This is a genomic window from Myxococcus virescens, assembly GCF_900101905.1.
Taxonomy (GTDB): Bacteria; Myxococcota; Myxococcia; order Myxococcales; family Myxococcaceae; genus Myxococcus; species Myxococcus virescens.
The window spans coordinates 1-14,511 of record NZ_FNAJ01000031.1 but is presented as its reverse complement, the minus strand read 5'-3'; the positions used below and the strand labels follow the sequence as shown (position 1 = coordinate 14,511).

General features: G+C 69.6%; 10 protein-coding genes and 1 pseudogene. 8 read left to right on the top strand and 3 right to left on the bottom strand.

Going from position 1 to position 14,511, the window contains the following annotated elements:
• Positions 1–107: 107 nt before the first annotated feature.
• Positions 108–1,580: an NHL repeat-containing protein gene (locus tag BLU09_RS37150; protein WP_090495885.1), complete on the bottom strand. Its 1,473-nt coding sequence runs from the start codon at positions 1,578–1,580 to the stop codon at positions 108–110.
• 188 nt (positions 1,581–1,768) lie between these two features.
• Between BLU09_RS37150 and BLU09_RS37145 the strand changes: the two genes are divergently transcribed.
• The 4 genes from BLU09_RS37145 (at position 1,769) to BLU09_RS37130 (ending at position 6,776) form a co-directional block, all read left to right on the top strand.
• Positions 1,769–3,007, top strand: a complete 1,239-nt coding sequence (locus BLU09_RS37145; protein WP_090495909.1) for an imelysin family protein — start codon at positions 1,769–1,771, stop codon at positions 3,005–3,007.
• Positions 3,000–4,454 carry an HTTM domain-containing protein gene (locus BLU09_RS37140; RefSeq protein WP_090495884.1) on the top strand — a complete coding sequence of 485 codons (1,455 nt, stop codon included), beginning with the start codon at positions 3,000–3,002 and terminating at the stop codon, positions 4,452–4,454. The genes BLU09_RS37145 and BLU09_RS37140 overlap by 8 nt, the downstream gene beginning before the upstream one ends.
• 158 nt (positions 4,455–4,612) lie before the next feature.
• A complete protein-coding gene (locus tag BLU09_RS37135) occupies positions 4,613–5,596 on the top strand; it encodes a zinc metalloprotease HtpX (protein WP_090495883.1) in 984 nt (327 codons plus the stop codon).
• A gap of 151 nt (positions 5,597–5,747) precedes the next feature.
• Positions 5,748–6,776, top strand: a complete 1,029-nt coding sequence (locus BLU09_RS37130) for a coiled-coil domain-containing protein (RefSeq protein ID WP_090495882.1) — start codon at positions 5,748–5,750, stop codon at positions 6,774–6,776.
• 80 nt (positions 6,777–6,856) lie between these two features.
• On the opposite strand, the gene BLU09_RS37125 is transcribed toward BLU09_RS37130, so the two are convergent.
• The gene (locus tag BLU09_RS37125) at positions 6,857–7,312 is read right to left on the bottom strand and encodes a MarR family winged helix-turn-helix transcriptional regulator (protein WP_090495881.1); all 456 of its coding nucleotides are present in this window, start codon (positions 7,310–7,312) and stop codon (positions 6,857–6,859) included.
• Positions 7,313–7,431: 119 nt separating this feature from the next.
• On the opposite strand from BLU09_RS37125, the gene BLU09_RS37120 reads away from it, so the two are divergent.
• Genes BLU09_RS37120 through BLU09_RS37110 form a run of 3 tightly spaced genes read left to right on the top strand, consistent with a single transcriptional unit; the run spans position 7,432 to position 13,137 of the window.
• Positions 7,432–8,820 carry a TolC family protein gene (locus tag BLU09_RS37120; protein ID WP_090495880.1) on the top strand — a complete coding sequence of 463 codons (1,389 nt, stop codon included), beginning with the start codon at positions 7,432–7,434 and terminating at the stop codon, positions 8,818–8,820.
• Positions 8,808–9,968, top strand: coding sequence for an efflux RND transporter periplasmic adaptor subunit (locus BLU09_RS37115; protein WP_090495879.1), 1,161 nt, complete (start codon positions 8,808–8,810; stop codon positions 9,966–9,968). Before BLU09_RS37120 ends, BLU09_RS37115 begins: the two co-directional genes overlap by 13 nt.
• Positions 9,969–9,990: 22 nt before the next feature.
• A complete protein-coding gene (locus tag BLU09_RS37110; RefSeq protein ID WP_090495878.1) occupies positions 9,991–13,137 on the top strand; it encodes an efflux RND transporter permease subunit in 3,147 nt (1,048 codons plus the stop codon).
• 85 nt (positions 13,138–13,222) lie between these two features.
• On the opposite strand, the gene BLU09_RS37105 is transcribed toward BLU09_RS37110, so the two are convergent.
• The gene (locus tag BLU09_RS37105; protein WP_090495877.1) at positions 13,223–13,705 is read right to left on the bottom strand and encodes a hypothetical protein; all 483 of its coding nucleotides are present in this window, start codon (positions 13,703–13,705) and stop codon (positions 13,223–13,225) included.
• 222 nt (positions 13,706–13,927) lie between these two features.
• On the opposite strand from BLU09_RS37105, the pseudogene BLU09_RS37100 reads away from it, so the two are divergent.
• Positions 13,928–14,511, top strand: a pseudogene (locus tag BLU09_RS37100) (sensor histidine kinase); the annotation flags it as partial.

The window sequence follows — 14,511 nt, the reverse complement described above, 5'->3', positions numbered from 1 at the left end:
TTGTCTGACCGGGATGTCCGACGACTCAAAAGCCAGGAGCCAGGGATGGAGGCCCGCCCGCGCGCGGACCGCCTTCCCCGGCTCCTGCTTCTACACTGCGTCAGCGATTACTGCTTCTCAATGGGACCGCCGATGACGATCTTTCCATCCGTCTGGATGGCGATGCCGCGAGCGGTCTCCTCGGTGGCCGCGGTCGCGACGTTGATCTTCGCGATACCGCCGGTGCCGAAGGTCGTGTCGAGGTTGCCATCGGTGGTGAAGCGCGCCACCACCATCTGGTTGTCGCCACCCTCGGTCACGAAGCCCGCCGCGTAGATGCGGTTGGTCGAGTCGAAGGCAACGGACCAGAAGCGGTCGTTCTCCGTGGTGGAGATCGGCGTGGCCTTGATGATGACCTCCTCCGCCGAGCCGTTCGTGGGGATGATGGCGAGGATGCCGTCGTCGTTCTGGTTGCCACCCGCGCGGTACCCCACCGCGGCGGCCCAGTTGCCGTCCGTCGACTTGGCCACGCCGAAGAAGGCCTGCTCCGGGCGGTCCAGGCTGAAGGTCTTGTAGCCTTCCGGCGCGAAGGTCGTGTCCGGCTGGCCATCCGGCGTCTGCACCAGGAGGAGGGCCTGGTTGTTCTGCGCGCCCAGGGAGCCGCTGCCCACGTGCAGGACGCGGTCGTCGTTCAGGACCACCAGGTTGCGGCCGCGGTCGTTGTCACCGACCAGGTCCAGCACCACGGCGCCGCCCGTGCCCCACGTCGGGTCGAGCGCGCCCGTGGCGGTGTAGCGGAAGGACACCAGGTCCACCGCGCCGGAGGACGCGGAGCGGCCGTAGCCGGTCGTCACGTAGCTGCCGTTGGACTGCATGCCCACGGCGTAGGACTCGGCCATGCCCCACTCAGGGTTGGTCTCGCTCTGGGCCTGGAACGGCGCGGACGTCACGACGCCCTTCCAGCCGAACGCGTCGTCCGCCTTGCCGTTGTCGTTCAGGCGCTGCAGCACGATGCGGTTGGCCGCCTGCGCACCCACGCCCGTGGGCATGGAGGTGTAGCCGGACGTCATGATCTTGCCGTCCGGCTGGATGAAGCCGTAGCGCATGCCGTCGTTCAGGTTGGACAGGTTGAGGACGCTGAACCCGTTGGGCGTCTCGGTCGAGCCGAACGTCGTGTCCAGCGCGCCCGCCGCCGTCAGGCGGGCCACCACGCGGTCGGTGTCCGCGCGCGTACCGTCCGCGCGCTTGTTTCCGAACAGCACGATGCGGTCCGTGCCGTCCACACGCACGTCCCACAGCGAGTCACGCGTGCCGTCACGGCCAGTGCCAAAGTCCACGTGCGTCACGCCGCCCGCACCGAACGTCGTGTCGTGCGTACCGTCCTCGTTGAAGCGGACCACCGCGATGTCGCTGTCCGGCGCGCCGGAGCCCGCGTCAGGCGTCGGGTTCGTGCCCGCGTCCGTGCCGGCGTCCGTGTTGGTGCCCGCGTCAGGCGTCGGCGTGGGCTCGTCGTCGTCGCCACAGCCCGTCATGCACGCCAGCGTGAGCGCCAGCGCGGCTCCACGCACCAGGAAGCTACGGTGCTTCACCGTCTTCAACATGATGTTTTCCCCTCCTCAGGAACTCGTCGAACTGCAAACGATAATCGTTATCAGTTTCTTCGCGTCCGCCTCGTACTCCGGAAGACCGCGACGGGTCAACACCCAACCTGTGGAAACCCGCACGTTTCCCCGGGCAAACTTTGAAGTTGATTGTCATTAACAACATCGGCGTGCTAGCGAGCCCGGACATGAACACCGAGTCATCGCGCCCCCTCTCCGTCCTGCGTGCGCGCGCCATCGCGCTCGCGGTGCCCGCCCTCCTCTCCCTGTCCGCGTGCAAGTCGGACAAGGTGACCCCGCAGGACGCAGGGACGGACAATCCGAACGACGCGGTGGCGGCGACGCGCGCCGCGCTGCTGGAGTCGTCCGGGGCCTGTGTGCTGCAGACGGCACGTGAGTTCCAGACCGCGGCCACCGCGCTGGAGGGCGCCGTCGCGGCCCACGCGGCCACGCCGGATGCCACCACGCGAGACGCCGCGCGCGAGGCCTACCACCAGGCCATGGACGCGTGGCAGGTGGCGGAGGTGATGCAGTTCGGTCCCGCCGCGCCCCGCAGCCTCCCGGGCGGCGCGGAGATTCGCGACAACATCTACTCGTGGCCCCTGGTCAGCCGGTGCGCCCTCGAGGAGCAGATCGTCAACCGCAGCTACGAGTCGGAGAGCTTCGACAGCTCACTGGTGAGCCGCCGCGGCCTGTACGCGCTGGAGTACCTGCTCTTCTTCGAGGGCAACGACACCGCCTGCCCCGGCACCTCCGTCATCGTGTCCCAGGGCACGTGGGCGGCGCTGTCCACGGACGAGCGGGCCGCGCGCAAGCGGGCGTACGCCGCCGTGGTGGCCGCCGACGTCCGCCGCCGCGCGGACGCGCTGGTGAACGCGTGGGCCCCGGACCAGGAGAATTTCGGCCGGACGTTGACGACGGCGGGCTCCGGCAATGCCGTGTACCCCTCCACGCAGGCGGCGCTGAACTCCGTGAGCGACGCCATCTTCTACTTCGAGCGCGAGGTGAAGGACCTCAAGGTGGCACGGCCGCTGGCGCTGCGTGACTGCGCCACGTCGACGTGCCCCGAACACCTGGAGTCACAGTTCGCCGCGCGCTCGAAGGCGAACATCCGGGCCAACCTGGTGGGCTACCGGCGCATCACGGAAGGCTGCGGCGAGAACTTCTCCGGCACGGGCTTCGACGACCTGCTCGAGGCCTCGGGCGCCGACGCGCTGGCGGCGAAGCTGCGCGAGCGCAACGCGGCGGCGGCGGCGGGCATCGACGCTGTTCCGGGTGAAGACCTGGCGACGGTCCTGGCTCAGGACAAGGCCGCGATGCGTACGATGTACGACGCCATCAAGAGCGTGACGGACGTGCTCAAGACGGAGCTCGTCACCGTGCTGGACCTGGAGCTGCCCCAGTCCGTCGAGGGGGACAATGACTGAGGTGGCGTCCGGCGAGCGCCCCGCGTCCGAGCGCATCTGGAAGGTGCTGCTGGCGCCGCGAGACATCGCGGCGCTGGTGGCGTTCCGCGTGGCGCTGGGGCTGCTCATCTTCGTCTCAGCGGTCCGGTTCCTCGCCTACGGCTGGGTGGACGTGCTGTTCACCGGCCCCCGCTTCCACTTCACCTACTGGGGCTTCGGCTGGGTGCCCGCGCTGCCGGCGCCGTGGATGCACACGGTCTTCGCGGCGCTCGCGGTGCTCGGGCTCTGCATGGCGGCGGGCCTCTTCTACCGCGTGACAGTGGGCCTGCTGTTCGTCGCCTTCACCTACGTCCAGCTCGTGGACGTCAGCAACTACCTCAATCACTACTACCTGGTGAGCCTGCTCCTCGGGCTGATGCTCGTCGTGCCGGCGCACCGGGCCTTCTCGGTGGATGCCTGGCGCAAGCCCGCGCTGCGCAGCGACTGGCTGCCCTCGTGGTGCACGCTGCTGCTGCGCTTCCAGGTGGGCGTGGTGTACGTCTTCGCGGGGCTGGCGAAGCTGACCGGTGACTGGCTGCTCCATGCCCAGCCGCTCAGCATCTGGCTGTCGGCTCGGACGAGCCTGCCCCTCGTCGGTCCCATGCTCGACGAGCCCTGGGTCGCCTACGTCGCGGCCTGGTCGGGATTCCTCTTCGACACCACCATCGTCGCCTTCCTCCTCACCCGGAAGCTGCGGCCCTTCGCCTATGTGGTGGTGCTCGGGTTCCACGCGGCCACCTCCGCGCTGTTTCCCATTGGCATGTTCCCCGTCATCATGGTCACCGGGGCCCTGGTCTTCTTCGAAGCCTCCTGGCCGCGGCGGCTGTACCACGGGCTGCGTGCCCGCCTCGCGCGGACGTCCGTCGCGACTTCGGCCGCCTCGGAAACGCCCGCGACGCCCGCCCTGAGCGCTCCCGGCTGGAAGGGACAGGTGGCGCTCGGACTGGCCCTGACCTACGCCGTCGTGCAGGTCGCCATTCCGCTGCGCACCCACCTCTACGGCGGCAACGTCCTGTGGCACGAGCAGGGCATGCGCTTCTCCTGGCGCGTGATGGCGCGCGAGAAGAACGGCAGCGTGACCTTCATCGTCCGCGACCCGGCGTCGGACCGGGAGTGGCACGTCGCGCCCAGCCAGTACCTCACCCGCCTCCAGGAGCGGGAGATGTCGGTGCAGCCGGACCTCATCCTCCAGTTGGCGCGGCACATCGCCCGGGACTTCGAGGCGCAGGGCAAGGGCCGCGTCCAGGTCCACGTCGACGCCCAGGTGTCGCTCAATGGCCGCCCCGCGGAGCTGCTGGTGGACCCGGACGTGGACCTCGCTCGGGAGGTGGACGGCCTCGCGCCCAAGCGGTGGATCCGCCCGGCGCCGGAGTCGCCGCCCATCCGCTTGCGCTCTCCGCTGCGCGGCGCGACGGCTGAGCGCCCGTAGGAACGGTAAGGGGCAAGGGGCTGGGTGGAGGGTGCGCCGTTGCAGCCAGGCCCCCTGCCCCCTGTCCCGGGGGCGTGCCGTCCCCCGTCATTGCCGAGCTCTCACGCTGGTTTACGTTTCCAGAGGGCCCCGCGGGGTCTTCCGGAAACGAGGCGGCCATGGCGCTCCATTCTTCCCAGGATACGGCCCGCGCCGGCGCGGACCGGCCAGCACTGCACGGAGGAGGCGGTTGGCACCGGCTGGGCAACGCGCTCAAGACGACCGTGTTGCTGGCCGGGCTCACGGCCCTGGTGCTCGTCATCGGCGACCGACTGGGCGGCCCGCAAGGCCTGCTCTTCGCCGGCCTCTTCGCGGTGGTGATGAACTTCGGCTCCTACTGGTTCAGCGACCGGATTGCCTTGGCCATCCACGGCGCCAGGCCGTTGCCCTACGAGCAGGCGCCCTGGCTGCACGACATGGTGGCGCGGCTGGCCTCCCGCGCGGGCATGCCAAAGCCCAAGGTCTACATCCTCCCCACGGCGGCGCCCAACGCGTTCGCCACGGGCCGCAACCCCAGCCACGCCGCCATCGCGGTGACGGCGGGCCTGATGGAGCTGCTCGACCGGCGCGAGCTGGAAGGCGTACTGGCCCATGAACTGGGGCACGTGCGCAACCGGGACACCCTCATCGGCACGGTGGCGGCGACCCTGGCCGGCATCATCAGCTACGCCGCGCAGATGCTCTTCTGGTTCGGCGGCTCCATGCTCAGCCGGGGCGACAACGACGAGCGCGGCGGATTGGGAAGCGCCTTCGCCAACCTGGGCCTGCTGCTGGTGGCCCCCGTCGCCGCCACGCTGCTCCAGCTCGCTGTCAGCCGCTCACGGGAGTACGGGGCGGACCAGACGGGCGCCGAGCTGGCGGGCGACCCGGACGCGCTCGCCAATGCCCTGCTGAAGCTGGAACGCGGAGCGGAGGCCATTCCCTACGACAGGGCTCCCGCCACCGCCCACCTCTTCATCGTCAACCCGCTCCACCGCGGCGGAGTCATGGCCCTGTTCTCCACCCACCCGCCCATCCCCGAGCGGGTCCGCCGGCTCCGGGAGCTGGGTGCCCGCCTGGGAGCCCGCACCAGTGGGCGCGGCGGCTGGGAGTACGCGTACTGAAGCGACGGCCGGCGCCCCGGACGCACGCCGGGCCGCTGACCGGGGCGACGCAGGGAGTGAACCGAGGCACGTCTAGCAGTGCACCCTTGACGCCCTGGGGGCTGACGGTAGGCTGCCCCGCTTTTTGCATTTCCCCGTGGAGGTCGTTCCCGTGCTGGTCCTGGTCCTCGCCCTTGCTGTCGGGCTCGCCATCTCGCTCTATTTCAATCTCTTCGCCGGCCCCAAGCACGCCGCGCTTCCGTCGTCGTCCACGTCGTCGTCGGCGCCCCGCGCCGAGCTGGTGACGGACACCCAGGCGCGTGCCAAGGCCGAGGCGGAGCTGCAGCGCAAGCAGAAGGAGCTGGACGAGCAGCGCACTCAACTTCAGGACGTGAAGGAGCAGCTGAAGCAGGCCAAGCGCAAGCTCTACGAGCAGAAGGAGTCCGACAAGAGCGCGCAGGAGCTGGCCAAGGCGCGCGCCGAGGTGGAGCGCAGCGCCTCCACGCAGCTCGAGCGGACCCGTGAGGAGCTGTCCCACGCGCTGGTGGAGAACCAGCGGCTGAAGGCGGAGATGGAGTCCAAGGGCCGCCGCCCGCAGCCCGCGCCGGCCGCCCCCATCGCCGCGCCCGCCACGCAGGTCGCCGCGCCCGCCCAGGAGGGCGAGGCCGTCATCGCCGCGGTGGTGCCGGTGGTGCCCACGGCGACGGAGACGGTGCCGCAGGAGCGTGGCCAGCGCCGCTACCGCGAGCTGAATGACGCCGACCGCGAGAAGATGGAGCGGCTGGAGCAGGCGGCGAACAAGGACCGCCTCCGCGCGGTGGAGCTGGAGAAGGAGCTGCGCCGGGTGAAGGGCCGCAACGAGACGCAGCAGCGCGTCTATGCCGCCACCAAGCACGACCTGGACCTGAGCCGCGACAAGTACAAGGCCCTGGAAAAGCGCCTCAACCGCACGCTCCTGGAGCGCGACCTGATTCGCCGGGCCATCAAGGACCTGGAAAAGAAGACGGGCATGCTCGCCGACCGCACGGAGCTGACGCCCGAGGAGGTCGCCGCCAGCGACCAGCGCACCGAGGAGACGTCCCGCGTGCGCGCCGAGGCCGAGGCCCAGTCCACCCCCAAGGCGGAGGCCCCGGTCGACACCGAGCAGCAGGCGCCCGAGAGCGCTCCGGCCGACGCGGAGTCCAAGCCCGCGCAGGCCTGACGCACCCGCCCTCACTGGGCACCTTGAAGGGCTCGGCATCCTGGAGGACCTCCAGGGCCGGGCCCTTCGTCATTTCCACATCAGGAGTCGGATGCGCCGCAGCCGCCTTCCAGCGGCACCGGCCCCCGGGCCTGGATGAGGCCCGTCAGGAGCTTGTCCATGAGGCGCTTGAACTCCGCCATCTCCCGCGCCGTGAGGTAGCGAAGCAGCTCCCCGTCCGTCCATCGGAGCGCGTCGCTCAGCAGGTTCAGCTCCGTCTGCCCGGCCGGGGACAGCTCCAGGCGCGCGCACCGGCGATCTTCCGCGATGCTTCGCTTCACCAGGCCGTCCTCCTCCAGGCGCGCGACGAGCCGGCTCACCGAGGGTGCGTCCACGAGCATCCGCTCCGCGATGGCGGCCTGGCTGCGCACACCGTCGGCGATGGATTTCAGCGCCAACAACTGCATGAAAGGTCTGCTGGTCTGCTCGCCCAGCCGCTCGGTGAGGAGGCGACGGATGGCGCGCCGCAGCGAGGCCATTTGCTCCGGGACAGTCATCTCCCCCTAAAGATGGTTGCAGACGTCAACCATTGTCAATTACATCGACGCGACGCGTTTGGTCACAACGGGGGGAAGTTTTCAGCCCACACGCAGTTCCCTCATTTCCTCCACCTCGTATGGCCTCCCCTTCCGTCATTCTCTTGGCGCTCGTCGCAGCGTCGACGCTGACCGAGCCGTCACCGTCCATTCCTGCGCCCGTCCCCTTCCAGCCGAAGGTGGAGGACGCGATGCTCACGCCCGTTGCCCCCGCCGAGCGGCAGGTAACGACCTGGGACGAGGCGCTCGCGCTCGTCCGGGAGCGCTCCACCGACCTCCGAAGCGCCGAAGCCGGCGTGGAGCGCGCCGCTGGCCGCTCCCGGCAGGCCCTGGCCGCGCTGCTCCCCAATGCGCGTCTGTCGTCCAGTGTCGGTGTGGACCTCCTCAACCCCGACCTCCCCGTGGGCGCTGGCGGTACGCCACTGGTGGGCATTGGAGGTGGAGACACCCGCGGTCCCTCCACGCCGCTGCTCACCGCCACGGCGAACGTGACGCAATCCCTGGTGGACGTCAGCGCCTGGCGCGGGCGCGCCTCGGCCGTGGCCGCCGAGGAAGGCGCGGCGGCGACGCTGGGCGAGACGCGGCGGCTGCTCACGCGGGGGCTGGCCCAGGTGCTGGTGTCCACGGTGGCGGCGGAGCGGGCGGCGGAGATCAATCGCGTGGGCCTGCGGCAGGCCTTGGAGCGCTTCGCGCTCGCGCAGCGCACCTATGAACTGGGCGCGGGCAACCAGTTGGACGTGGTGCGCGTGGAGCAGGACGTGGCGGTGGCGCGCAGCGCCCTCGTCGCGGGAGACGAGCAGCTGCGGCGCAGCCGTGAGGCCCTGGGTCTGGCGGTGGGCTTCGGCAACGCCGTTGGCGTCAGCCGGGACTTCAACCTCCAGGGGCTGGTGAACGAGACGCAGCGGGCCTGCACGCCCTTGAAGGACATGAACGAGCGGACGGACCTCGTGGCCTCGCGCGCGCAGTTGGAGTCCGCGCGTGACAGCCGCCAACAAGCCACCGCCGGCTACCTGCCCACGCTGGGCCTGTCGAGCACCGCCGTGGGCCTCACCACGGACCCCGGCTTCGGCCGCGTGGCCATCTGGAGTGTGTCCGCGGTGCTCTCCGTCCCCATCTGGGAAGGCGGCCTGCGCGGCGGCTTGATTCGCGAGCGAGAGGGGCTCGAGCGCCAGGCGGCGGAGACGCTGGAGAGCACCCGCCGCAACGTGTCGATTCAGGTGGCCCAGGCCCGGCGCGCCGTGGAGGTGGCCGAGGCCCTGGTGGCGACGGCGGTGGCGTCCCGCGACCTCGCGGACCGGACCGACCGCCTCACCCGCCGTTCTTTTGAAGTGGGCCGCGGCAGCAGCCTCGAGCTGGTGCAAAGCGGAGCGGCCCTGCGCCAGGCGGAGCTGACCCTGGTGCTGCGTGAATTCGAGCTCGTCCAGGCGCGCCTGGACGCATTCCTGACGGAGGCGCGGTGCGACTGGTGAATCAGATGAAGGCGATGTGGGGTGTCACCCTGCTGGCGGTGGTGGCGGGCTGTTCGGCCCAGAAGGCCGCCCCGCCGGCTCCTCCGCCCCGCGAGGTGGAAATCGTGACGCTCACCCCGCGCGAGGTGCGCGAAACGGGGGAGTACCTGGGCTCGCTGATGTCGCGGCAGAGCGTCAACGTGCTGCCCCAGGTCGCGGGCTACGTGCGCAAGATTCACGTGCGTCCCGGTGACAAGGTGGAGGCCGGCGCCGCGCTCATCGAGGTGGACTCGCGCGAAGGCACCGCCGCGCTCGACAGCGCGCAGGCGCAGCTCAACTCCACCCAGGTGAGCCTGGAGCTGGCGCGCCGCACGCTGGAGCGCACCGAGGCGCTCTACAAGGAAGGGCTCGCGAGCGCGCAGGAGCTGGAGCAGGGCCGCGCGCAGGTGGAGGCAGCCCAGGCCGCGGCGCGTTCATCCGCCGCGCAGGTGACGCAGCGCCAGGTGCAGCTCCAGTACCACGTGGTGCGCGCGCCCTTCGCCGGCACGATGGGCGACGTGCTGGTGCGGCTGGGTGACTACGTGGGCATGACGACGCCGCTCACCAGCGTGGCGCAGGCGGACGTGCTCGAGGTGAGCGTGTCGGTGCCGTCGCCGCGCGCGCGGTCGATGAAGCCCGACACCGCGCTCGAAATCCTCGACAGCACGGGCAAGGTGCTGCTCACCAGCAACGTCTTCTACATCGCACCCCAGGCGGACCCGCGTACCCAGTTGGTGGAGGTGAAGGCCGCCTTCCGTAACACCGTGGGCCTGCGCCCCAGCGAGTTGGTGCGCGCGCGGCTCGTGTACTCGGCCCGGGATGCGCTGCAGATTCCCGCGCTTGCCATCGTGCGGCAGAGCGGTCAGCCCTTCGCGCTGGTGGTCCTGGCGAAGGACGGGAAGACGGTGGTGGAGCGCCGCCCCATCACGCTCGGCGCGCTGGGCGAGATGGCCTACGTGGTGGAGAGCGGGCTCCAGTCGGGCGACCAGGTCGCCGTGTCCTCGCTGCAAGCGCTGCGTGACGGCATGGCGGTGAAACCCAAGCAGGCCAACGCCCCCAACGCCCCCACTGGCAGCGGCCCGCCCCGGGCCTCTGGCAATGGTGGCGGCACTGTCGGCGGGAGCCGCTGAACGAAGGGCCGGATAGAGCACCATGTTCGTCGATTTCTTCATCCGCAGGCCCGTCTTCGCCATCGTCTGCTCCATCCTGCTGACGCTGGTGGGGCTGATTGCCATCCCCACGCTGCCCATCTCCCAGTACCCGGACCTGGCGCCGCCACAAGTCACCGTGACGAGCACCTACGTGGGTGCGAGCGCCGAGGTGGTGGAGAGCGCCGTCACCATCCCGCTGGAGCAGGAGCTCAACGGCGTGGAGGGCATGCGCTACATCACCTCCACCAGCAGCAACGACGGCACCAGCCAGATCACCATCACCTTCGAGGCCACGCGCGACATCGAGGTGGCCGCCGTCGACGTGCAGAACCGCGTCAGCCGCGCCGCGGCGCGCCTGCCCTCGCAGGTGAACCAGACGGGCATCGTCGTCAACAAGGCCTCCAGCCAGATGCTGCTGACGGTGGGCCTGTTCAGCGAGGACAACCGCTACGACGCCAAGTTCCTCAGCAACTACGCCGACGTGAGCCTGAAGGACGCCATCAAGCGCGTGCCCGGCGTGGGTGACGTGCGCATCTTCGGCGAGCGCAAGTTCTCCATGCGCCTGTGGCTGGACCCCACGGAGCTGGCGCGCCGCAAGCTCACGCCCCAGGACGTGACGCGCGCGCTCCAGGAGCAGAACCTCCAGGTGGCCGCGGGTCAGATTGGCCAGCCGCCGTCCACCGAGGACCAGCCCTACCAGATCGCGGTGAGGGCCCGGGGCCGGCTGGTGGAGCCGGCGGAGTTCGGCGACATCGTCCTGATGCGGGACACGGATGGCACGAGCATCCGGGTGAAGGACGTGGGCCGCGTGGAGCTGGGCGCGGAGAACTACGGCTCCGTCCTGCGCTTCAACGGCAAGACGGGCGTGGGCCTGGGCATCTTCCAGCTGCCCACCGCCAACGCGCTGGACGTGCGCGACGGCGTGTACGCGGAGCTCGAGCGGCTGTCGAAGCAGTTCCCGCCCGGCATGCAGTTCCAGACGGGCACCGACACCACCCTGGCCGTCCGCGCCTCCATCAACGAGGTCATCAAGACGCTGGTGGAAGCCATCGTCCTCGTCATCCTCGTCATCTTCCTGTTCCTGCACGGCTGGCGCAGCGTGCTCATCACCGCCTTCACCCTCCCCGTCTCACTGATTGGCACCTTCGCCTTCGTCCACCTGATGGGCTTCTCCATCAACACCCTCACCCTCTTCGGCCTCACGCTGGCCACGGGCCTGGTGGTGGACGACGCCATCGTCGTCATCGAGAACATCGAGCGGTTGATGGTGGAGCGACGCCTGTCCCCCGTACAGGCCGCGCGCGAGGGCATGAAGGAGGTGACCGGCGCGGTCATCGCCATCTCCGTGGTGCTGGTGGCGGTGTTCGTCCCGGTGGCCCTCTTCCCGGGCACCACCGGCGCCATCTACCGGCAGTTCGCGCTGACCATCGCCGCCTCCGTGGCGTTGTCCACCTTCTGCGCCCTCACCCTCACCCCGGCGCTCAGCGCGAAGATGCTGAAGCACCACCACGGACCGAAGTGGGTCTTCTTCCGTTGGGTGGACAAGGTGCTGGACGGGACAAAGGCGCTCTACGGCCGGGGCCTGCGCAAGCTGCTGAAGCGTCCAGTCCTGGTCCTGGTCGCCTTCCTGGCGTGCATCGGCGGCACGGTGATGCTCTTCCGCGTCGCGCCCACGGGCTTCATCCCCGATGAGGACCAGGGCTACCTCATCATCTCCATCCAGGGCCCCGAGGGCATGTCTCTCGCCCAGACGGAGAAGGTGCTGGCGGAGGCGGAGGCGGTCTTGCAGGCGCAGCCCGAGGTGCGCGCCATGTTCGCCATTGGCGGCTTCTCCATGATGGGCAGCGGACCCAACATGGGCACCATCTTCTCGTCGCTGACGCCCTGGGAGGAGCGCAAGGGCAAGGACCAGTCGGTGGCCGCGATGGTGGAGCGGCTGCGTGCCCCGCTGAGCCGCATCGGCGGAGCGCGCGTGATGCCCTTCCAGCCGCCCGCCATCCGAGGCGTCGGCAGCGTGGGCGGCTTCCAGTACATCGTCGAGGACGTCGACGGCACCAGCTCGCTGGATGACCTGGCCGCGGCCACGCAGATGCTGGTGGCGAAGGCCAACGAGCACGAGCAACTGCGCGGTGCCTTCAGCACCTTCAACGCGGACACGCCGCTGCTCGACGTGGAGGTGGACCGGCAGAAGGCGAAGGCGCTCGGCGTGCCGATTGAGCAGGTGTTCGGCACCATGCAGGTCTACATGGGCAGCCAGTACGTCAACGACTTCAACTACGCCAACCGCACCTACCGGGTGTACGTCCAGGCGGAGCAGCAGTTCCGCGACAGCCCGTCGGACATCGGCGCCTTCTACGTGCGCAGCGACACCGGCGACATGATTCCGCTGGAGTCGCTGGTGAAGGTGGAGCCCACCGTGTCCGCCCAGGTCATCCGCCACTACAACCTGTTCCGCTCGGCGGAGATCAACGGGCAGCCGGCGCCAGATGTGTCCTCCGGACAGGCGCTGGAGGCCATGGAAACGCTGGCCACGCAGCACCTGCCTCAGGGCATGAGCGCGGAGTGGACGGGCATCAGCCTGGAACAGAAGGAGAGCGGCGGGCAGACGGCCATCATCTTCGCGCTGGGCCTGCTCTTCGTCTTCCTGGTGCTCGCGGCGCAGTACGAGAGCTTCAGCCTGCCGCTGGTCATCATCTTCTCCGTGCCCCTGGCCATCATGGGCGCGTTGGGGTTGCAGCTGGCGCGAGGGTTCGCCAACGACGTGTTCTGCCAAGTGGGATTGGTGATGCTGGTCGGCCTGGCCAGCAAGAACGCCATCCTCATCGTGGAGTTCGCCGAGCAGCTCCGGGAGGGCGGGAAGAGCACCATCGACGCGGTGGTGGAGGCGGCGGAGGTCCGCCTGCGCCCCATCCTGATGACGTCCATCGCCTTCCTCCTGGGCGTGGTGCCGCTGATGATGGCCTCCGGCGCCGGCGCGGCGTCCCGCAACTCGCTGGGGACGGCGGTGTTCGGCGGCATGCTGGTGTCCACGGTGGTGAACTTCGTGTTCATCCCCGGGCTCTACGTGCTGATGCAGAAGCTCCGCGGCGAGGCGAAGCGGGCCACGGGTGAGGACGAAGCGGTGCCCACGCCCGCCGCGTCCCACTGAGGTTCGCGCCACCCGGCGCGGGACGTACGACGGCCCGGCTCCTCACCTGAGGGGCCGGGTCGTGTGCTGTCTGGACGGCTAGCGATTAGAACGGGATGCCGTTTCCGCCGCAGCCGCAGTCCTTGCGGCTGGACCGGAGGTACTCGGTGCACGTCTGGCCCAGCGGGTTGGAGCAGACGCGGTACTGGTTGCGGGGCTGGTACTGCGTCCCCGTCGTGTACCACGAGTAGTCCCCCTGGCGCTCGGGGTCGCGGAGGCGGATCTTGCACGCGATATCATCCGGGTCGCACGCCGAGATAGCGCCGCAATCCACGGCGGCCGACCACCCCGTACACGCGCCGTACCCGGCGGCGACACAGGCACCTTCGGGCGTGGTACCGCACGCCTCCTGCAGCGCCTGCAGCATCTCCGCGTCCGGTACCGGAATCGAAGACTGGAGCTTCTCCAGCTCCTCCGACGAGAGCGTGGACACCTGCGCGCCCTCATCGACGGACGACTCCTCCAGCGGCCCGCAGGCCGTCATCAGCGCCATCACCACGGCACCCACCAGCGTCTTCAGCTTCATCATGGCTCTCCTCTGACATCTCCCACCAATGGGAGACACGGACCCGCCCGCTCTTAAAAGGAATTGCAGGCTCGCTTGGCCATACGAAAGGGATGAGGAGACCTAGCTCGAAGAAAAACCAATTCCAGACAAGAATTCGCCAACAAAGGCGTCAGCCCATCTGCGCGGCGCACTCACAAAGAACAATTCCAAGGCCACCAAAGAGACGCCATCCATCCTCAGGCATCCACCCAGGAGAAGGACACCGAGCGCCTGATTCAAGAGGGCAACGTCGAAATCCGCCGCGCCTTCATCCGGCTGGCCCGGACCTACAACTCGCCCCTGATGACCCAGCGGCTCGCCGCCGCCCAGGCCAAGGCGCATGAGGTGCTGGCCTCCGCCCCCGACAGCGAGGTGCCCTTCATCCGGGGCCTGGAGGACCGCTTCGGCGAGCTCCAGGCCCGCTACCGCGACTACGGCCGCGCCGCGGAAGCCGTCTTCGCCGTCCTGTCCACGGAGAATCCGGACCGCGAACAGGTCGCCATCGCCACCGCCGAGCTGCGGCAGGAAGAGAACTCCATCGGCCGCGAGATTCGCGTGCTGCGCGCCGCCCTGTCCAACCGCATCCGCGAGCGCGTGGACGGCGCCGAGGAGCGCGAGCGCACCACCGGCCTCTTCATCATCGGCTTCTCCGTGGCCGCCATCGCCGTGGGCGTGGGCGCCACCGCCTGGTCCGCCCGCACGCTGCGCCCCATGCGCAACCTCATCCGGGGCGTGTCACGCATCGGCCGCGGTGACTACAACGCCCAGCTCGGCGTGCGCGGCGACGA

Bases quoted from the DNA above. Each gene is read 5' to 3' on its own strand.
- BLU09_RS37150 (WP_090495885.1), bottom strand. From the start codon at position 1,580: ATGTTGAAGACGGTGAAGCACCGTAGCTTCCTGGTGCGTGGAGCCGCG.
- BLU09_RS37145 (WP_090495909.1), top strand. From the start codon at position 1,769: ATGAACACCGAGTCATCGCGCCCCCTCTCCGTCCTGCGTGCGCGCGCC.
- BLU09_RS37140 (WP_090495884.1), top strand. From the start codon at position 3,000: ATGACTGAGGTGGCGTCCGGCGAGCGCCCCGCGTCCGAGCGCATCTGG.
- BLU09_RS37135 (WP_090495883.1), top strand. From the start codon at position 4,613: ATGGCGCTCCATTCTTCCCAGGATACGGCCCGCGCCGGCGCGGACCGG.
- BLU09_RS37125 (WP_090495881.1), bottom strand. From the start codon at position 7,312: ATGACTGTCCCGGAGCAAATGGCCTCGCTGCGGCGCGCCATCCGTCGC.
- BLU09_RS37120 (WP_090495880.1), top strand. From the start codon at position 7,432: ATGGCCTCCCCTTCCGTCATTCTCTTGGCGCTCGTCGCAGCGTCGACG.
- BLU09_RS37110 (WP_090495878.1), top strand. From the start codon at position 9,991: ATGTTCGTCGATTTCTTCATCCGCAGGCCCGTCTTCGCCATCGTCTGC.
- BLU09_RS37105 (WP_090495877.1), bottom strand. From the start codon at position 13,705: ATGATGAAGCTGAAGACGCTGGTGGGTGCCGTGGTGATGGCGCTGATG.